Here is an 18,904-nt window from a genome sequence, read left to right on the forward strand (position 1 = left end):
CATCCCCGGTTGGTCGTTCCAAGGGGGGCAGTGTCGCCGGTAAGGTGGCCTGCACTGCACATTTTCGTCCGGTGTGCCTCACGGGGAACTCCGGACGGCATTTGACTGTTGGTTAGCTGTCAGTTATCCGTCGAACCTCAAGACCGTCACCTCTGACGCAGTAGCGCGGGGGTCGCAGGAGGCACCGTGCTCACCGCGTTCGCCCGGGCGTTCAGGACGCCCGACCTGCGCAAGAAGCTGCTCTTCACGCTCGCCATCATCGTGGTGTACCGGGTCGGTACGCACATTCCCATCCCGGGCGTCGACTACAAGAACGTCCAGTTCTGCATGGACCAGGCGAAGGCCAACACCGGTCTGTTCGGTCTGGTGAACATGTTCAGCGGTGGCGCTCTGCTGCAGATCACGATCTTCGCGCTCGGCATCATGCCGTACATCACGGCGAGCATCATTCTGCAGCTGCTGACGGTGGTGATCCCGCGCCTCGAAGCCCTCAAGAAGGAGGGCCAGGCCGGCACCGCGAAGATCACGCAGTACACCCGTTATCTGACGGTGGCCCTCGCCATCCTCCAGGGCACCGGTCTGGTCGCGACCGCGCGCAGCGGCGCCCTGTTCAGCGGCTGCCAGCTGGCCGGTCAGATCGTGCCGGACCAGTCGATCTTCACGACCATCACCATGGTCGTCACCATGACCGCCGGTACGGCCGTCGTCATGTGGCTCGGCGAGCTCATCACCGACCGCGGCATCGGCAACGGCATGTCGATCCTGATGTTCATCTCGATCGCCGCGACCTTCCCGTCCGCGCTGTGGGCGATCAAGACGCAGGGCTCCCTGGCCGACGGCTGGATCGAGTTCGGCACGGTCATCCTCGTCGGCCTCGTCATGGTCGGCCTGGTGGTCTTCGTCGAGCAGGCCCAGCGCCGCATCCCGGTCCAGTACGCGAAGCGGATGATCGGCCGCCGGTCCTACGGCGGTACGTCCACTTACATCCCGCTGAAGGTGAATCAGGCGGGTGTGATTCCCGTCATCTTCGCGTCGTCGCTGCTCTACATCCCGGCCCTGATTGCCCAGTTCTCGAAGAGCGACTCGGGCTGGAAGACCTGGATCACGCAGAACCTGACCAAGGGTGACCACCCGATTTACATCAGTCTGTACTTCCTTCTGATCGTTTTCTTCGCGTTCTTCTACGTGGCGATCTCGTTCAACCCCGAGGAAGTCGCGGACAACATGAAGAAGTATGGTGGCTTCATCCCGGGCATCCGGGCTGGCCGACCGACCGCTGAGTATCTGAGCTACGTACTCAACCGGATCACCTGGCCGGGTTCGCTGTATCTGGGTCTGATCGCTCTCGTGCCGACGATGGCGTTGGTTGGCTTCGGGGCAAGCCAGAACTTCCCGTTCGGCGGGACCAGCATCCTGATCATCGTGGGTGTGGGTCTTGAGACGGTGAAGCAGATCGAGAGCCAGCTCCAGCAGCGCAATTACGAAGGGTTCCTCCGCTGATGCGAATCGTCCTCGTCGGGCCGCCCGGTGCCGGCAAGGGAACACAGGCCGCGTTCCTCGCCAAGAACCTGTCGATCCCGCACATCTCCACGGGCGACCTGTTCCGCGCCAACATCAGCCAGCAGACGGAGCTCGGCAAACTGGCGAAGTCCTACATGGACAAGGGCGAGCTGGTACCGGACGAGGTCACCATCGCGATGGCCAAGGACCGCATGGAGCAGCCCGACGCGGAGAACGGCTTCCTCCTCGACGGCTTCCCGCGCAACGTCTCGCAGGCCGAGGCGCTCGACGAGATGCTGCAGGCCGAGGCCATGAAGCTGGACGCGGTCCTGGACCTGGAGGTCCCCGAGGACGAGGTGGTCAAGCGCATCGCCGGCCGCCGCATCTGCCGCAACGACTCGGCGCACGTCTTCCACGTCTCGTACAAGCAGCCGAAGCAGGAAGGCGTCTGCGACGTCTGCGCCGGCGAGCTGTACCAGCGTGACGACGACTCCGAGGAGACCGTCCGCAAGCGCCTCGAGGTCTACCACACGCAGACCGAGCCGATCATCGACTACTACAAGGCCCAGGGCCTGGTCGTCACGATCTCGGCGCTCGGCAAGGTGGAAGAGGTCACCGGTCGCGCGATGGAGGCGCTGTCCCGCGAGGCCGCGTGATTCTCGCGGGGGCGCGTTGAGCAGCGGTACGTCGTCCCGTCGTGAGGGCGCGTAAGCAGTACGTCGTTTCGGCCGCGGCACCCCGGGGGGTGCCGCGGCCGAAGTGTGGGGCGGGTCTGCGCCTCCATGGCCACCGGTGCGCGGCTGCTTCGCGCCGCGAGGCCCGCATTGTCCCCCGTATCGTTGGAGCAGTCCGTACTCTCCGGTCCAGAAAGGCCGCAGCCGCCATGGTGCAGATCAAGACCCCCGAGCAGATCGCCAAGATGCGCGAGGCGGGGCTGGTCGTCGCCGCCATTCATGCGGCCACGCGTGAGGCGGCCGTGCCCGGTGCCACGACCAAGGATCTCGACGAGGTCGCCCGCAAGGTGCTGGCGGAGCACGGGGCGAAGTCGAACTTCCTGGGGTACGGCGGTTTCCCGGCGACCATCTGCACCTCGGCCAACGAGGTCGTGGTCCACGGCATCCCGGACGAGAAGACCGTCCTGAAGGACGGCGACATCATCTCCATCGACGCGGGCGCGATCGTGGACGGCTGGCACGGGGACGCGGCGTACACCGCGTTCGTGGGCTCCGGTCACGCTCCGGAGCTGATCGAGCTCTCCCGGGTGACCGAGGAGTCGATGTGGGCCGGCATCGCGGCGATGAAGCAGGGCAGCCGGCTCGTCGACGTCTCCCGTGCCATCGAGACGTACATCCGCCGCCAGCCGAAGCCCGGCGGCGGCCGCTACGGGATCATCGAGGACTACGGCGGCCACGGCATCGGCACCGAGATGCACATGGACCCGCATCTGCTGAACTACGTCGAGCGCAAGCGCGGCAAGGGCCCCAAGCTGGTCCCCGGCTTCTGCCTCGCCATCGAGCCGATGGTGTCCTTGGGGACACCGAAGACCGAGGTCCTCGAGGACGACTGGACCGTCATCACGACGGACGGCACCTGGTCCTCCCACTGGGAGCACTCCATCGCCCTGACGGAGGCCGGCCCCCTGGTCCTCACCGCCCCCGACGGCGGCAAGGCCAAGCTGGCCGAGTACGGGATCACGGCGGCCCCGGACCCCCTGGCTTAATGATCTCCCTAGTGGGGCATTCTTTCTCGATTCGTCTTTCCGCAGGGGCTGACGTAGACTGACTCGTCGGCTCTCGTGCATCCGCATGTCTGCATGCGCCCGCAAGGGAACGTAGGGGAGTCGATCAAGGTAGTCGATTCGAAGGGCGAAGCGTGGCCAAGAAGCAAGGTGCCATCGAGATCGAGGGCACTGTCGTCGAGTCTCTTCCGAACGCCATGTTCAAGGTCGAGCTCCAGAACGGCCACCAGGTCCTGGCACACATCAGCGGCAAGATGCGCATGCACTACATCCGCATCCTCCCTGACGACCGGGTCGTGGTGGAGCTGTCTCCGTACGACCTGACGCGTGGCCGGATCGTCTACCGGTACAAGTAGATCTTGCCCTTACTCCGTGCTCCCGGTTGCGGGACACGGGTGGTGGCACTGACCCGGAGAACCTCACCTAATGAAGGTCAAGCCGAGCGTCAAGAAGATCTGCGACAAGTGCAGGGTGATCCGCCGTCACGGCCGGGTCATGGTCATCTGCGAAAACCCGCGCCACAAGCAGCGCCAGGGCTGACGCACGACCGAACCTTCTGCACCCGCAGATATTTCGCGCGACGCAAGCAGTACATGTTCATACGCAGAATCCAGGGCTGAGTCTCAGCGAGATCATCGGACCTGATACCCCCGGGCGGAGGCCGGGGACCCAGTTCGTACCTGGTACGGCGGCTGGGAATCGGTTCTGCGGAAGACCTCCGAACGACAACTGGAGCCATTGAATGGCACGCGTTTCCGGTGTTGACATCCCGCGCGAAAAGCGCGTGGAGGTTGCCCTCACCTACGTGTTCGGCATCGGCCGGACCCTCTCGCAGAAGACGCTGGCCGAGACCGGCGTCAACCCGAACACCCGCGTTCGTGACCTCTCCGAGGAGGAGCTGGTCAAGATCCGCGAGTACGTGGACAACAACATCAAGACCGAGGGTGACCTCCGTCGCGAGATTCAGGCCGACATCCGCCGCAAGGTGGAGATCGGCTGCTACCAGGGTCTGCGCCACCGCCGTGGCCTGCCCGTCCACGGTCAGCGCACCAGCACGAACGCTCGTACCCGCAAGGGCCCGCGTCGCGCCATCGCCGGTAAGAAGAAGCCGGGCAAGAAGTAGTCCTCAGCGGACGCTCACCAGCGGTCTTCGCTGTAGGACCGACCACCTCCCGTAGGAGTAATAGATGCCCCCCAAGGGTCGTCAGGGCGCTGCCAAGAAGGTGCGCCGCAAGGAAAAGAAGAACGTCGCTCACGGGCACGCTCACATCAAGAGCACGTTCAACAACACGATCGTCTCGATCACGGACCCCTCGGGCAACGTGATCTCCTGGGCCTCCGCCGGCCACGTCGGCTTCAAGGGCTCGCGCAAGTCCACCCCCTTCGCCGCGCAGATGGCCGCCGAGTCGGCCGCCCGCCGCGCGCAGGAGCACGGCATGCGCAAGGTCGACGTCTTCGTCAAGGGTCCCGGCTCCGGCCGTGAGACCGCGATCCGCTCCCTCCAGGCCACTGGCCTCGAGGTCGGCTCGATCCAGGACGTCACCCCCACCCCGCACAACGGCTGCCGTCCGCCCAAGCGCCGCCGCGTCTGAGGCTCGGTTGTCTTGAGGATTCGGGCGGTACGGCTTTTCGGCCGTGCCGCCCGTACCCTTGCAATACCCGCACTGTGAAACGTGCGGTTCCGTCGGGCGTCAAATAGCGGGCGTCCACGAAAGAAGGATCTGATCCACACATGCTGATCGCTCAGCGTCCCTCGTTGACCGAAGAGGTCGTCGACGAGTTCCGCTCCCGGTTCGTGATCGAGCCGCTGGAGCCGGGCTTCGGTTACACCCTCGGCAACTCCCTGCGTCGTACGCTCCTCTCCTCGATCCCGGGTGCGGCGGTCACGTCCATCCGCATCGACGGCGTTCTGCACGAGTTCACCACCGTGCCGGGCGTCAAGGAGGACGTCACCGACCTGATCCTCAACATCAAGCAGCTGGTCGTCTCCTCGGAGCACGACGAGCCGGTCGTGATGTACCTGCGCAAGCAGGGCCCGGGTCTGGTCACCGCCGCCGACATCGCGCCCCCGGCCGGTGTCGAGGTGCACAACCCCGACCTCGTCCTCGCCACGCTCAACGGCAAGGGCAAGCTGGAGATGGAGCTGACCGTCGAGCGCGGCCGCGGCTACGTCTCCGCCGTTCAGAACAAGCAGGTCGGTCAGGAGATCGGGCGCATCCCGGTCGACTCGATCTACTCGCCGGTGCTGAAGGTCACGTACAAGGTCGAGGCGACCCGTGTCGAGCAGCGCACCGACTTCGACAAGCTGATCGTCGACGTCGAGACCAAGCAGGCCATGCGTCCGCGTGACGCCATGGCGTCGGCCGGTAAGACCCTGGTCGAGCTGTTCGGTCTGGCCCGCGAGCTCAACATCGACGCCGAGGGCATCGACATGGGCCCGTCCCCCACGGACGCCGCCCTTGCCGCCGACCTCGCGCTGCCGATCGAGGAGCTGGAGCTCACGGTCCGCTCCTACAACTGCCTCAAGCGTGAGGGCATCCACTCCGTGGGTGAGCTCGTCGCCCGCTCCGAGGCCGACCTCCTGGACATCCGCAACTTCGGTGCGAAGTCCATCGACGAGGTCAAGGCGAAGCTGGCCGGCATGGGCCTGGCGCTCAAGGACAGCCCGCCCGGATTCGACCCGACCGCTGCCGCCGACGCCTTTGGCGCCGACGACGACGCGGATGCCGGGTTCGTGGAGACCGAGCAGTACTGATCGGTTTCACTTCCGGGGGTCTCGCAGAGACCCCCGGATCTCCGACGGGCATCCGCCCGCTCGGATACTGACCTCGGTACCTGATACGGCCGGGGCAGACACCTAGGAGAAACACCATGCCGAAGCCCACCAAGGGTGCCCGTCTGGGCGGCAGCGCCGCGCACGAGAAGCTGCTCCTCGCGAACCTCGCGAAGTCGCTCTTCGAGCACGGCCGCATCACCACCACCGAGGCGAAGGCCCGTCGCCTGCGCCCGTACGCGGAGCGTCTGGTCACCAAGGCGAAGAAGGGCGACCTTCACAACCGCCGTCAGGTGCTCCAGGTCATCACGGACAAGAGCGTCGTCCACACGCTCTTCACCGAGATCGGCCCGCGCTACGAGAACCGCCCGGGTGGTTACACCCGTATCACCAAGATCGGTAACCGTCGTGGCGACAACGCGCCCATGGCTGTCATCGAGCTGGTGGAGGCCCTGACCGTGGCCCAGCAGGCCACCGGTGAGGCCGAGGCGGCCACGAAGCGTGCCGCGAAGGACGCCGAGGCTGCGGCTCCGGCTGCTGCCGAGGTTGTTGAGGACACCAAGCCGGCTGCCGACGAGGCCGCCGCCGAGGAGTCCAAGGACGCCTGAGGCACTGCCTTGCGTTGAGCGGGTCCGCCCCCTGCGGGGCGGGCCCGCTTTCGCGTTCCCCTGGTGGGGGCGGATCGCCGTTCGCGGCTGTGCGTGTGGCTGAGAGGATTTAGGTGTGAGTGACGAAGTGCAGCCCGGTTTCGTGCGGGTGCGGTTGGACCTTTCCTATGACGGGACCGCGTTTTCCGGGTGGGCCAAGCAGGCCGGGGGGCGGCGGACCGTGCAGGGGGAGATCGAGGATGCCCTGCGGACGGTTACGCGGTCGAAGGACACGACGTATGAGCTGACCGTGGCCGGGCGGACCGATGCCGGGGTGCACGCACGGGGGCAGGTCGCTCATGTGGACCTGCCTCGGGAGGTCTGGGGCGAGCACCACGGGAAGCTGCTCAAGCGGCTCGCCGGCCGCCTGCCCAAGGACGTGCGGGTGTGGGCCCTCAGGGAGGCGCCCACCGGCTTCAATGCTCGCTTCTCCGCGATCTGGCGGCGGTACGCATACCGGGTCACCGACAACCCGGGCGGTGTCGATCCGTTGCTGCGCAACCATGTGCTGTGGCACGACTGGCCGCTCGACATCGACGCCATGAACGAGGCGGCCCGGGGACTGCTCGGGGAGCACGACTTCGCCGCCTACTGCAAGAAGCGCGAAGGGGCGACGACGATTCGTACGCTCCAGGAGCTGAGCCTCGTACGCGGCGATGACGGGATCATCACCGCCACCGTGCGTGCCGACGCCTTCTGCCACAACATGGTGCGGTCGCTCATCGGGGCCTTGTTGTTCGTGGGGGACGGGCACCGGGGTGTCGAGTGGCCCGCGAAGGTGCTGGGCGCCGGCGTACGGGATTCCGCTGTTCATGTCGTACGGCCGCACGGGCTGACGCTCGAAGAAGTGGGTTACCCCGCCGACGAGTTGCTGGCCGCGCGGAACAAGGAGGCGCGGAACAAGCGGACGTTGCCGGGGGCGGGCTGCTGCTGAGGGCCCTTTGGCGGCTGCACAACGTGACGGTCGAGTTGCTGGAGTCCCGCGGTCGCTGACCGAGGAGAGCCGGTGTCCGCCCGGTGTGCGTGGCGTGAAACCTATTAGTTACCTGTAATTTCCACGTAGATAGCGCACTTATCGTCATTTACCGGGCGTAAGGCCCTTGTTGGCTCTTACGACTTTCTTACCCCTCGGATAACCTTTCGTCTCTCGGTCTCGCGTTCTATGCGGGGCCGTTTGCGGTGGGGGTAGCACGGGCCATCGGCCCGGAGGGTGGGAATGTCATCACTTGACTCTGCCCGCATGTCCGGAGCGGCAGGCGCTGGGGGGCGCAGGGCCGCACGGCACGGAGGACGGCATGGCGGTGCTGAGGCACCGCTCGGGCTGCTGCCCGCGCCGCCCTCGCATGCGGAGAAGTACTCGTACGTGAAGCGGCGCCTGTGGGTGCTGACGCTCGCGTCGGTCGTCAGCTTCGGGTGCCTGACCGTCAGTCAGGTCGCGCTGACGCAGGCCAGTCCCCTGATGTGGATCTTCGCGCCTCCGCTCGCCTTCACGGTGGTCTACTACCTCGTATCGCTGCGGGTGAACGGCTTCACCAGGGACTTCGACTTCGCGTACCACCAGCAGCTGGTGCGCGGCTGGCGGCCCGCGGTCTACCCGACCGTCGACGTCTTCCTGCCCGTGTGCGGCGAGCCCATCGAGGTGCTGCACAACACCTGGACGCACGTACGGCAGCTGGCCGACCGCTATCCCGGGCGGTGCGTGCCCTTCGTCCTCGACGACGGTGCGAGCCCGGAACTGGCCGCGATGGCCGCCGACTTCGGGTTCCGCTACGGCACCCGGGAGAACCGCGGCTGGTTCAAGAAGGCCGGCAACCTGCACTACGGCTTCGGCCAGTCGGACGGCAAGTACATCCTCATCCTCGACGCCGACTTCACTCCGCGCTCCGACCTGTTGGAGGAGCTGCTGCCGTACATGGAGGCGGACGAGCGCATCGGGATCGTGCAGTCCCCGCAGTACTTCCGGGTGCTCGACTCGCAGAACTGGATCGAGCGGGGCGCGGGCGCCGTACAGGAGCTCTTCTACCGTTCCGTGCAGGTGTCGCGGCAGGGCAGTGACGGCGCGATATGCGTCGGCTCCTGCGCGATCTACCGGCGGGCGGCGCTGGACACCAACGGCGGTACGACGCTGATCGAGCACTCCGAGGACGTGCACACCGGATTCGATCTGCGCGGGCTCGGCTGGGACCTGAAGTACGTGCCCGTCGCGCTGTCCACCGGGGTCTGCCCGGACGCGGCCGGCGCCTTCTTCAACCAGCAGTACCGCTGGTGCTCCGGCTCGATGTCGCTGCTCGGCAGCAAGAAGTTCTGGGACGCGCCGATCCGGTTCTCGAGCCGGCTCTGCTACATGTCCGGGTTCTTCTACTACATCCACACCGCGCTGTTCACCTTCGTGGCGCCGCTCGTGCCGATCGTCCTGCTGCTCACCAGCCCGGAGATGCTGCAGGTCAAGCATCTGGTGTGGGTGCTGCCCAGCATCGTCTACACGACCATGATCTTCCCGATGTGGCACAAGGCGCCGTACCGGCTCGAGGCCTGGTCGGCGCGGATGATGTACGGCTGGGCGCACGTCTTCGCCATCTGGGACATCCTGCGCAAGCAGCGCATGGGCTGGCAGCCGACCGGGTCCAAGGGCGCGAAGAAGAACAAGACCCGGCGGTTCTGGCTGGGCCTGTGGATCTGGAGCGGCGGTACGGCCGTGGTCTGGGTCGGCGCCGCCGTGTACCGGCTGTTCACCGGCTACCCGCCGGACTTCGCCCTCGTCCTGTCCTCCGGGCTGTTCTACGCGCTGGTCGTCGCCCGCGCGCTGATCCAGCCCAAGGAGCACCACACCGCCCCCGCAGGTGACATCGCATGATCCGCAAGACGCTGCTCCCGCTGGCACTGGTGCTGATGGCCCTGGCGGGGGTCTCCGGCTGTGGCCTGCTCGGGGGCGACAGCGACCCCGCCGCCGACGCCGCCCGTGAGCCGTCCGCCCACTCCTCCGCGGGGGCCGCGCAGCAGGTTCCGTACGACGTGCAGCCGTTGCTGCATCCGGCCAAGAAGTACTTCGGGGTCGCCGTGGACGGTGCGCCCAGCTCGATGAAGCCGGTGGACGCGTTCGCGAAGACCGTCGGCAAGCAGCCGAACCTGGTCGGGTCGTACTCGTCGTGGGGCGACGGCTTCAACGCCGAGGGTGCGCAGAACGTGTTCGAGGACGGCGGGCTGCTGTACGTCTCGTGGGAGCCGTTCAAGCCCGGCCTCGACAAGATCGCGGACGGCTCGCAGGACTCGTACATCAGGAAGTTCGCGGCGAGCGTCCGCGAGACCAATGTGCCCGTCGCGATCAGCTTCGGGCACGAGATGAACGGCCACTGGTACCCGTGGGGGACCAAGGACACGAAGGCCGCGACCTTCGTGACGGCGTGGCAGCACATCCACAGCCTCTTCCAGGAGGTCGGTGCCACCAACGTGATCTGGGTGTGGAGCCCCAATGTGGTCAACCCCGTTCCGTCCGTGAAGCTGAAGTCGTACTGGCCCGGTGACGCGTACGTCGACTGGGTCGGGATCGTCGGCTACTGGACGACGACCGGCGCCCACACCTTCGACACCCTGTACGGGCCGACGCTGCGGCAGGTGGCCACCTTCACCGACAAGCCGGTGCTGATCAGCGAGACCTCGGCGGAGCCCGGGGAGCGGCGGCGCGCCGATGTGCGCGGGCTGCTCGGCGGGGTCGCGGAGAACGACGACGTCATCGGCTTCCTCTGGTTCAACATCCCCAAGCGGGCCGACTGGCGCATCCAGAGCAGCCCGCTCGCCCTGGCCGAGTTCAAGCGCCTGATCGCCGACGACGCCTTCGGATTCGAGGTGCCGCGGTCATGAGCGGTGAGCAGGAGTACGGGCTGCGGTCCGGGCAGCAGTACTGGCAGCAGCAGGGCTCGCAGGGGCAGCAGGTCCCGGCGGCCGGGCAGGTCCCACATGCCGCACAGGTCCCGCAGGCCGCACAGGGTCAGGAAACGTTTCTGCAATATTCGGGGCAGCAGCAGCCGGGCCAGCAGACCGGCCATCCACAGCCGGGCTGGCAGGAACAGCCCAGCCCCGGCCCCTGGCAGCAGCAGTACCCGCCCTACAGCGCCCCGCAGGCCCACGCCGAGGACCCCGACGCCGACTACTACGTCCCGCACTACACGGTCCTCGACCCGGAGACCGAGTCCGAGCCCGAGCCCGAACCGGGCTATGTGCTGCCCGAAGTGCCCGTCTCCGCCTGGTCGGTCGACAACAGCCGCTCGGCATGGATCAGCCGCGGTGTGCTGGTGCTGATCCTGCTGGTCCAGGCGGGTCTGTCCTACCGGCTCGACGGGAGCGCCTTCGCGCAGGAGGCGAAGTTCCTGACGTCCGACGGCACGCTCTCCGGGCTGCTGTCGGACGTGGGGCTGACCGGCGCCCGGACGCTGAGCCTGGCCTGGGCGCTCGGCGCGACGGCGCTGCTGTTCGGCGCGACCCGACTGCTGTTCAATGCGCGGGCCGGTCTCGCCGCCGCCGCGATGTACTCCGTACTGGAGTCGACCGCCTTCACCGGCCGGTACGCCTCCCTGCACTCGTTGTCGCTGTTCCTGCTGACCGCGGCCCTGTGGCTGCTGGCCAGGACCCGCCAGTCGAGCCCCGCGGCCGTGCTGCTGGCGGCGCCCTTCGCGGCGCTGGCGCCCTTCGCCGCGTACTCGGCGGCTCTGTACCTGCCGTCGCTGACGGTGCTTGCCGTACTGACCGCCTACCGCTTCCGCGGGGCCGGCGCCTTCGTGCGGGGCGGGCTCTTCGCGGCGGCGACCGGAGCCCTGTGCTTCGTCGGCGTCGAATTGCACGGCATGCCGCACGGCTGGAACGCGCACGCCACCGACAGCGCGGCGAGCCTGCTCAAGGAGAGCGCCGAGTGGGGCGGCGTCGTCCTGCTCGTGGCGGTGATCGGCGCCGTCGGCTTCGCCCGCCGGGCCCGGATGGGCGAGATGCCCTGGGCCGAGGGCTCCGCGCCGGGGACGATCAGAAGGGCCTCCCTGGGGCTCACCATGTGCGGCACCGCCCTGCTGGCCCCGCTCTACCAGGCGTATCTCGGCAACGGCAGCTCGCTGCACATCCACGTCGGCTTCGGCCTGCTCTTCGCGGTGCCGATGGCGGGCCTCGGCATCTCCCGGATGATGGGCGCCCACTTCCGCTACCCGCAGATCGGCATCATGATCTACGTCGCCGCCCTGGTCGTGGGCATGGCGCAGACGCGGGAGCTGTACCGGCCGCCGGACTCGGCCGCCATGATCGGCGCGCTGCGCGAGGTCGTGGCCGAGCAGGGCGCCAAGGGGAGCTACCTCAGCGACGAGCCCGAGATCTCCGCGTACTACCTGCGCACCCACACCGACCCGGGCCAGTGGCACCGGGCCGGGCGCGGGGCCGCACTGGCGTCCGCCGTGAAGAAGGGCTCCTACGACGCGATCGTGCTGCGCGCCGCCTCGGTGCCCGACGTGCTGCGCGGCGACGCGCACTACCGGCTGCTGGCCGTGCTGCGGCCCGCCGACAAGGACAGCGGCGACGGGCAGGCGCCGTACCGGATCTGGGTGAAGCGATGACGGCGGCGTACACACCGGACGAGGCGACGCGGGCCACACCGGACGAGGCGACGAGGGCGCACGCGCAGGCTCCGCAGCCGGAGCCCGGGACGCAGGGGCGCGCGGCCCGGCGCCGTGCCGATCGCGGCGGAAAGGGCTCCGCGCTGCTCGTCTTCGCGCTGCCGACGCTGGTCGCGCTCGCGTGTGTGCTGCCGGGCCTCGGCAAGCGCCAGCTGTGGCGCGACGAGCACGCCACCTGGTGGGCGTCCTCGCTGTCGTGGCACTTCCTCGGGCGGCTGATCGACAACATCGACGTCGTCTTCACGCCGTACTACGCGGGCATGCACCTGTGGATCGCGGTGGCCGGTGACTCCCCGGCCGCGCTGCGGCTGCCGGGGGCGCTGGCCATGGGGGTCTCGGCCGGGCTGGTCGGACTGCTCGGGCGGCGGATGTTCGCGGTGCGGGCCGGGCTGCTGGCCGGGCTGCTGTTCGCGGTGGTCCCGGCGATCACGCGGTACGGGCAGGAGACGCGGCCGTACGCCTTCGCCACCCTCTTCGCGCTGCTCGCCACGCTGCTCCTGCTGCGGGCCCTGGAGAAGCCGAGCCTGCGGGACTGGACGCTGTACGCGCTGGCGATCGCGGCGACCGGGTTCGGCCACCTGGTCGCGATGTCCGTGATCGCCGGGCATCTGGGCCTGGTCGTGCTGGCGAAGAAGCGCGGCGACCGCATCGCGCACTACGCCTTCGCGGGCGCGGCGCTGCTCGGCCTGTCCCTCACGCTGCCGATGGTGGCGCAGGGGTCCGGGCAGAGCGGGCAGATAGCGTGGAACACCACCACGACCGAGGACCTGATGGACTTCCCGGAGAAGCTGTTCGGGTCGTGGATCACCGGCGGAGCCGTGATGGCGCTCGGCGTGCTCGGACTGCTGGCGGCCCGCCGCTACGCGCTGCTGCTCGGCACCTGGGCCGTACTGCCGCCCGTGCTCACCTTCCTGACCGCTGATCAGCTGCACCTCTTCCTGCCGCGCTATCTCCTCTTCACCATCCCGGCGTGGACCCTGCTCGTGGCCGCCGCGGTCACCCGGCTCGCGGGGCGGCTCGACCCCGGGGCCCGTCGGGGCGCCGCCGTGAAGGCCTTCGGGGGGCTGCTGGTGGCGGCCGTCGCCGCCGCGTACGCCTTCGTGGCGTGGCCCGCGATCGGCGACGCGAAGAAGGACCTGCCCGACGAGCCGGACTACGCGGCCGCGGCGAACGCGATCGCGTCCGGCGAGAAGCCGGGCGACGGCATGATCTTCAACGGCGGGCTGTCCGAGCGCCGCGCCATGGCGTACGAACTGCGGGACCGCAAGGCTCCCAAGGACGTCCTCATGGAGTGGACCCCGCAGCAGAACGGCTCGTACGGCGCCAGCGAGTGCAAGCGCCCGGCCCGCTGCCTCAAGGGAGTCGACCGGCTCTGGCTGGTCTCCACGGTCAGCGACGGCCGCCCGCCGCTGACCGGCGCGCAGGAGAAGACGGCCGCGGCGATCGAGAAGGACTTCAAGGCCGTGCGCACGGTGAAGCTGCACCGCGTCGTCGTACAGGTGCTGGAACGCACGTAGCGGCCGGACCGGAACATGAAGGTTAAGGAGGCCGCCCGTATGCGGCTCACAGTCATCGGCACCGGCTATCTCGGCGCCACCCACGCCGCCTGCATGGCGGAGCTCGGGCACGACGTGCTCGGCGTCGACGTCGACCCCGACAAGGTGGCCGCGCTGGCCGCCGGGCGGGTGCCGTTCCACGAGCCGGGCCTCGGCGAGCTGGTGCGCAGGCACCTCGCCTCCGGGCGGCTGCGCTTCACCACCTCCTACGAGGAGGCGGCGGCCTTCGGCCAGGTGCACTTCGTGTGCGTCGGCACCCCGCAGCGCGAGGACTCCGAGGGCGCCGACCTCACGTACGTGGACGCGGCCTTCTCGGCGATCGCCGCGCACGCGACGGACGGCGCGCTGCTCGTCGGCAAGTCCACTGTGCCGGTGGGGACCGCCCGGCGGCTCGCGGACACGCATGACGCCGAGGTCGCCTGGAACCCGGAGTTCCTGCGCGAGGGCTTCGCCGTCGAGGACACGCTGCGGCCCGACAGGCTGGTGTTCGGGGTCGAGTCCGAGCGCGCGGAAGCGGTCCTCCGGGAGGTGTACGCCCCTGTCCTCGCCGCCGGGACCCCGCTGGTCACCGCCGACTTCCCGACCGCCGAGCTGGTCAAGACGGCCGCCAACGCCTTCCTCGCTACCAAGATCTCGTTCATCAACGCGATGGCCGAGGTGTGTGAGGCCGCGGGCGGCGATGTGTCGGTACTGGCCGAGGCCATCGGCCACGACGAGCGGATCGGAGGGAAGTTCCTGCGCGCCGGAGTCGGCTTCGGCGGCGGCTGTCTGCCCAAGGACATCCGCGCCTTCGCCCACCGCGCCGACGAACTCGGCGTCTCGCTCGGCTTCCTGCGCGAGGTCGACGCGATCAACATGCGGCGCCGGGACAAGGTCGTCGCGCTCGCGCGCGAGCTGTGCGGGGGAGCCGTACTCGGCGCCCGGATCGCCGTCCTGGGCGCCGCCTTCAAGCCGGGCTCGGACGACATCCGCGACTCGCCCGCGCTGAACGTGGCCGCGCGGCTGCGGCTCGACGGCGCCGACGTCACGGTCTACGACCCGGAGGCGATGGACAACGCCCGCAAGGCGTATCCGCTCCTCGGGTACGCCGTCTCGGCCGAGGAGGCGCTGCGCCGCGCCGATCTCGTGCTGCATCTGACCGAGTGGCCGCAGTTCCGGGAGCTGGACCCCGCGCGGCTCGTCCCACTGGTCTCGCGTCCGCGGATCGTGGACGGCAGGGGGGTGCTCGACGCGGACCGCTGGACCGCGGCGGGCTGGCGGTTCCGGGCGCTGGGACGACCCGCGCCCGTAGGGGAGGGGAAGTAGGAGATGACGTACGACGTGGGGGCGGACGCGGCGGTCACCGTGGTGATGCCGACGTACAACGAGGCCGCGAATCTGCCCCGGATGGCCGAGGCGGTGCTCCAACTGCCGCTCGCCGGGCTGCACTTGAAGATCGTGGACGACTCCAGCCCGGACGGCACCGGGCGGATCGCCGAAGAGCTCGCCGAGAAGTACAACGCCGACGGCCGGCGCCGGATGAGCGTGCTGCACCGGACGGAGAAGGACGGGCTGGGGCGGGCGTACACGGCCGGGATGAGCGCCGCGCTCGACGAGGGCGCGGAGTATGTCGCGCAGATGGACGCCGACGGCAGCCACCCCGTGGACGCCGTGCCACGGATGCTCGGCACGGCCGTGGCCACCGGCGTGGGGCTCGTCATCGGCAGCCGGTACGTCGAGGGCGGCTCGCTCGACGAGGACTGGGGTGTGCACCGGGTGCTGCTCTCGCGCTTCGCGAACGGGTACGCCCGCGCCGTGCTCGGCACCAGGATCCGGGACATCACGGCCGGGTTCAACCTGTGGTCGGCCGCGACCCTGCGCGATGTCGACCTGGCCACGCTGGACAGCGCGGGCTACAGCTTCCAGGTCGAGCTCAAGTACAAGGCCGTACGCGCCGGACACAGCGCCGTGGAGATCCCGATCCGCTTCGAGGAGCGGACCGAGGGGGTCTCCAAGATGACGCTGCGGACGCAGCTGGAGTCGGCGGTGGTGCCGATCCGGCTGCGGATGAAGCACAAGTAGCGGCCTCTGGCGGGCTTTTGCGCGGGCGGCGGCCGGCTGCTCGTCGGTCGCCGCCGAACGCCCGGCTACTCGTTGGCCGCGGCGGACGCCTGGGCCTCGCCGCGGCGGCGGATCTGCCGGAAGGCGAACTCGGCCAGGTCGTCGCCGGTCGTGAAGACCTTGGTGTCCTTCGTCGTCACGTCCTTGCCGTTGGTGAACCCGGCGAGCGTGAAGTAGGCGTAGCGGCCGTAGGAGTTGGTGGTCGAGCGGCAGACGGCGGCGTTGCAGAAGGACTTGATGCCGTTGCCGGCCAGCGAGGCGATGATGCTCTTCTTGTCCGCCTCGCCCTTGGCCTTGGCCGCCTTGGCCTCGGTGTCGAAGACGGCCACGCCGACCGTCACCGCGACGCCGTCCTTGGTGTAGGTGACGCGCAGGACGCGCGTGCAGCCGTTCTTGGTGAGGACCGAGCGGAGGGTGTCCTTGGCGGCCGAGGCGCAGTTCTTCGTGTCGGCCGTCGGGCCCTTGCGGTAGACGCGGTCGCCCATCGTCAGCTGCGTACCGGGGAAGAGGATGTCCGGGCTGAGCGGCGCCGTGTCCTTCTTCGCGCTGGATATGAAGTCCTTTGGGTCCAGCGGGGGAGGGGCCGAGGTCGGCTCGAACGACGGCTCCGGCGCGCTGGTGGAGCTCGGGATGTCCGCGGTGGCCGGCAGGTTGGAGGGCTGGTTCGAGGCCTGACTGTCCCCGTTCGCGGAGACCACGGCCACGGCGACGGCCGCGCCGACCGCGACCGTGGCGAGCGCTCCGCCGCCGATGAACAGCAGTCTTCGGCGCTTGTTGCGCGACTCGGACGCCTCGGCGAGTGCCGCCCAGTCAGGAGTCCGATCGGCGGTCTGGTTGCCCCACTGAGGCTGCTGAGAACCCGGCTTCCAGGGATCCCACGGAGGCTGCCCCTGCCCACCCTGCCCATAACTCATGCGCCGCATCTTAGACGGGGGTTGGGGGGTGCCGTTCCGCATCACGGCGCACTTGAGCCCCTAGCGTGACCTGCATGAACGAGGGCAAAAGTGACATCTCCGGGTGGTTGGCGCATCGGGCGTCCTGGCATGCGTGGGCGGTGCTGGCCGTGGTGCTCTGCGTCCCCGTCGTCAACGTCGTGCGCAGGAGCCGGGACGGCGGGATGGACAACGCGATCGTCGTCCGGGCCGCCCGGACCTGGCTGGACGGCGGCTCGCCCTACGCCGACCCGCACTTCCTCTATCTGCCCGGCGCGGTGCTCGCGGCGGTGCCGCAGGCGCTGCTGCCGCTGGCCGCGCTGCGGGTACTCGTCCCGCTGACGGTGACTGGGCTGCTGGTGGTGGGCTGGGCCTGTGCGCTCCGGATCCACGGGATCGTGTGGCGCAGCCGCTTCGGCGTGCTCGGCCTCATCGCTCTCGCGCTGGGCTTCGCGCCCTTCGGGCATCTGGTGACGCTCGGCAACTGGACCGTGACGGCGGCGGCCGCGCTGCCGCTCGGGCTGCTGTGCGCGGTGCGGGGGCGGTGGGTCGCGGCGGGGGCCGTGATCGGCGCGGCGATCGTCCTGAAGCCCCTGCTCGCGCCGGTGGCGCTGCTCTTCGTCTTCGCCCGGCGGTGGCGGGGGCTGGGCTCCCTTGTGCTGGTGCCGGCGGTGGTCTCCGGTGGGGCGGCGCTGCTGATGCCCGATCCTGCGGGGTTTGTCACACGGACGTTGCCGTTTCTGCTGCGTGGGCACGACAGGTTCGTACGGCTGTACGAAGCTTCGCCGGGGGCGGTGCTGGCCCGGCTCGGGGTGCCCCAGGGGGTGGCTTCCCTGGTCGCCTTCGTGGCCGCGGGGGCGGGGGTGTGGTGTGCGTACCGGCGGTGGCGCCGCGCCGATCCTGGGCCGCTGCGGGTCGTCGAGACCGCCGTGATGCTGATGCTCTCGGCGTTTCTGGTGTCGCGGCCGTCTTACGACCACTATCTGCTGGTCGTGGTGCCGCTGCTGGTCGCGGGGGTGCCGTTTCCTGGCGCGGTGGCCCGCAGCCCGTGGTTCTGGGTGGCTCTCGTGCCGCAGGTCCCTGGGGTTACCTGGCCTTACCTGGAACCGTTGACTCGGCGGGCCTTCCGGGACTGCGTAGCCTTGTGTGTGCTGTTTGCCGCGGTGGCCGTGCGGCCGGAGCTGTCTGTGACAAGGCGCCCGGCGCTGCAGGCTGTGCCCACCCTCCCCCAAGCTCTCGACTCCGCTCGAGCAGGGGGGACCCCCATCGCCCTGCGGGACGATTGCCCACAGCAGTAACGACAGCGGTAGACGTACGTGCTCGACCCGCGTTTTGACCCATCCAGGTCGCCGCAGGTAGGCTTGCAGTTCGTTATGTGTATTGGCTTGCTCATTCTCACGTGGGGGGCCCTTACACCGGTCCACCGGGGCCGATGACCAGCGACCAGCACTCGGTATGCGTCACCGAGGTGCGGTCAGGGCTGTCGTGATCGTCCGTGGTGGCCTTGTCAGGACCCACTCACTGAAGAAGCGAAGGCTACGAACCGTGCGTACGTACAGCCCCAAGCCCGGCGACATCACTCGCCAGTGGCACGTCATCGACGCCCAGGACGTCGTCCTCGGCCGTCTGGCGACCACCGCCGCCAACCTTCTGCGGGGCAAGCACAAGCCGATCTTTGCCCCGCACGTCGATGCCGGTGACTTCGTCATCATCATCAACGCCGACAAGGTGCACCTGTCCGGCAACAAGCGGACCCAGAAGATGGCGTACCGCCACTCCGGTTACCCGGGTGGTCTGCGCTCCGTCCGCTACGACGAGCTGCTGGACAAGAACCCCGAGAAGGCCGTCGAGAAGGCCGTCAAGGGCATGCTCCCCAAGAACACCCTGGGCCGTCAGATGCTCTCGAAGCTGAAGGTCTACTCGGGCGACCAGCACCCGCACGCTGCCCAGCAGCCGGTGCCGTTCGAGATCACCCAGGTCGCGCAGTAAGTCCGGCCACCCCCTAAGACT

The 18,904-nt window shown here is 68.8% G+C and carries 19 protein-coding genes; 18 read left to right on the top strand and 1 reads right to left on the bottom strand.

Going from position 1 to position 18,904, the window contains the following annotated elements; all coding sequences use genetic code 11:
- Nucleotides 1-186: 186 nt before the first annotated feature.
- The 16 genes from secY to ACFY0T_RS11835 all read left to right on the top strand — a co-directional run bounded on the left by secY (nt 187) and on the right by ACFY0T_RS11835 (nt 15,923).
- A complete protein-coding gene (secY, locus tag ACFY0T_RS11760; protein WP_388867673.1) occupies nt 187-1,500 on the top strand; it encodes a preprotein translocase subunit SecY in 1,314 nt (437 codons plus the stop codon).
- Nucleotides 1,500-2,156: an adenylate kinase gene (locus ACFY0T_RS11765; RefSeq protein WP_388867675.1), complete on the top strand. Its 657-nt coding sequence runs from the start codon at nt 1,500-1,502 to the stop codon at nt 2,154-2,156. Before secY ends, ACFY0T_RS11765 begins: the two co-directional genes overlap by 1 nt.
- Before the next feature lie 227 nt (nt 2,157-2,383).
- Nucleotides 2,384-3,220 (top strand): type I methionyl aminopeptidase, encoded by an 837-nt coding sequence (gene map / locus ACFY0T_RS11770; RefSeq protein ID WP_388867678.1) that lies wholly within the window; start codon nt 2,384-2,386, stop codon nt 3,218-3,220.
- Nucleotides 3,221-3,372: 152 nt separating this feature from the next.
- Nucleotides 3,373-3,594, top strand: coding sequence for a translation initiation factor IF-1 (gene infA / locus ACFY0T_RS11775; protein WP_003948620.1), 222 nt, complete (start codon nt 3,373-3,375; stop codon nt 3,592-3,594).
- A gap of 70 nt (nt 3,595-3,664) precedes the next feature.
- Complete coding sequence (gene rpmJ / locus ACFY0T_RS11780; protein ID WP_003998809.1) at nt 3,665-3,778, top strand: 50S ribosomal protein L36; 114 nt, start codon at nt 3,665-3,667, stop codon at nt 3,776-3,778.
- Between the two features lie 202 nt (nt 3,779-3,980).
- Nucleotides 3,981-4,361 (top strand): 30S ribosomal protein S13, encoded by a 381-nt coding sequence (gene rpsM, locus ACFY0T_RS11785; protein ID WP_388867681.1) that lies wholly within the window; start codon nt 3,981-3,983, stop codon nt 4,359-4,361.
- Between the two features lie 64 nt (nt 4,362-4,425).
- Nucleotides 4,426-4,830: a 30S ribosomal protein S11 gene (gene rpsK / locus ACFY0T_RS11790; protein WP_003956432.1), complete on the top strand. Its 405-nt coding sequence runs from the start codon at nt 4,426-4,428 to the stop codon at nt 4,828-4,830.
- 140 nt (nt 4,831-4,970) lie between these two features.
- Complete coding sequence (locus ACFY0T_RS11795; protein ID WP_003966937.1) at nt 4,971-5,993, top strand: DNA-directed RNA polymerase subunit alpha; 1,023 nt, start codon at nt 4,971-4,973, stop codon at nt 5,991-5,993.
- Nucleotides 5,994-6,109: 116 nt separating this feature from the next.
- Nucleotides 6,110-6,619 carry a 50S ribosomal protein L17 gene (gene rplQ, locus ACFY0T_RS11800; RefSeq protein WP_388867684.1) on the top strand — a complete coding sequence of 170 codons (510 nt, stop codon included), beginning with the start codon at nt 6,110-6,112 and terminating at the stop codon, nt 6,617-6,619.
- Between the two features lie 115 nt (nt 6,620-6,734).
- Nucleotides 6,735-7,592: a tRNA pseudouridine(38-40) synthase TruA gene (gene truA, locus ACFY0T_RS11805; protein ID WP_388867687.1), complete on the top strand. Its 858-nt coding sequence runs from the start codon at nt 6,735-6,737 to the stop codon at nt 7,590-7,592.
- 306 nt (nt 7,593-7,898) lie between these two features.
- A complete protein-coding gene (locus tag ACFY0T_RS11810) occupies nt 7,899-9,512 on the top strand; it encodes a glycosyltransferase family 2 protein (RefSeq protein ID WP_388867689.1) in 1,614 nt (537 codons plus the stop codon).
- Nucleotides 9,509-10,516, top strand: a complete 1,008-nt coding sequence (locus tag ACFY0T_RS11815) for a glycoside hydrolase family 26 protein (RefSeq protein WP_388867692.1) — start codon at nt 9,509-9,511, stop codon at nt 10,514-10,516. Before ACFY0T_RS11810 ends, ACFY0T_RS11815 begins: the two co-directional genes overlap by 4 nt.
- On the top strand, nt 10,513-12,246 hold the full coding sequence (locus tag ACFY0T_RS11820) for a hypothetical protein (protein ID WP_388867695.1): 1,734 nt from the start codon (nt 10,513-10,515) through the stop codon (nt 12,244-12,246). Before ACFY0T_RS11815 ends, ACFY0T_RS11820 begins: the two co-directional genes overlap by 4 nt.
- Nucleotides 12,243-13,823, top strand: a complete 1,581-nt coding sequence (locus tag ACFY0T_RS11825; protein ID WP_388867698.1) for a glycosyltransferase family 39 protein — start codon at nt 12,243-12,245, stop codon at nt 13,821-13,823. Before ACFY0T_RS11820 ends, ACFY0T_RS11825 begins: the two co-directional genes overlap by 4 nt.
- Before the next feature lie 39 nt (nt 13,824-13,862).
- Nucleotides 13,863-15,167, top strand: a complete 1,305-nt coding sequence (locus tag ACFY0T_RS11830; RefSeq protein ID WP_388867700.1) for a UDP-glucose dehydrogenase family protein — start codon at nt 13,863-13,865, stop codon at nt 15,165-15,167.
- A gap of 3 nt (nt 15,168-15,170) precedes the next feature.
- Nucleotides 15,171-15,923 (top strand): polyprenol monophosphomannose synthase, encoded by a 753-nt coding sequence (locus ACFY0T_RS11835; RefSeq protein WP_388867703.1) that lies wholly within the window; start codon nt 15,171-15,173, stop codon nt 15,921-15,923.
- 65 nt (nt 15,924-15,988) lie between these two features.
- Here ACFY0T_RS11835 and ACFY0T_RS11840 read toward each other — a convergent pair whose 3' ends face one another.
- On the bottom strand, nt 15,989-16,876 hold the full coding sequence (locus ACFY0T_RS11840; RefSeq protein ID WP_388867706.1) for a hypothetical protein: 888 nt from the start codon (nt 16,874-16,876) through the stop codon (nt 15,989-15,991).
- Nucleotides 16,877-16,950: 74 nt separating this feature from the next.
- On the opposite strand from ACFY0T_RS11840, the gene ACFY0T_RS11845 reads away from it, so the two are divergent.
- Together ACFY0T_RS11845 and rplM are read left to right on the top strand one after the other, a co-directional pair.
- On the top strand, nt 16,951-18,192 hold the full coding sequence (locus tag ACFY0T_RS11845) for a glycosyltransferase family 87 protein (RefSeq protein ID WP_388867709.1): 1,242 nt from the start codon (nt 16,951-16,953) through the stop codon (nt 18,190-18,192).
- Nucleotides 18,193-18,439: 247 nt separating this feature from the next.
- The gene (gene rplM, locus ACFY0T_RS11850) at nt 18,440-18,883 is read left to right on the top strand and encodes a 50S ribosomal protein L13 (protein ID WP_388867711.1); all 444 of its coding nucleotides are present in this window, start codon (nt 18,440-18,442) and stop codon (nt 18,881-18,883) included.
- Nucleotides 18,884-18,904: the final 21 nt, after the last annotated feature.

It is taken from the genome of Streptomyces sp. NPDC001530, from assembly GCF_042894545.1.
Classification (GTDB): domain Bacteria; phylum Actinomycetota; class Actinomycetes; order Streptomycetales; family Streptomycetaceae; genus Streptomyces.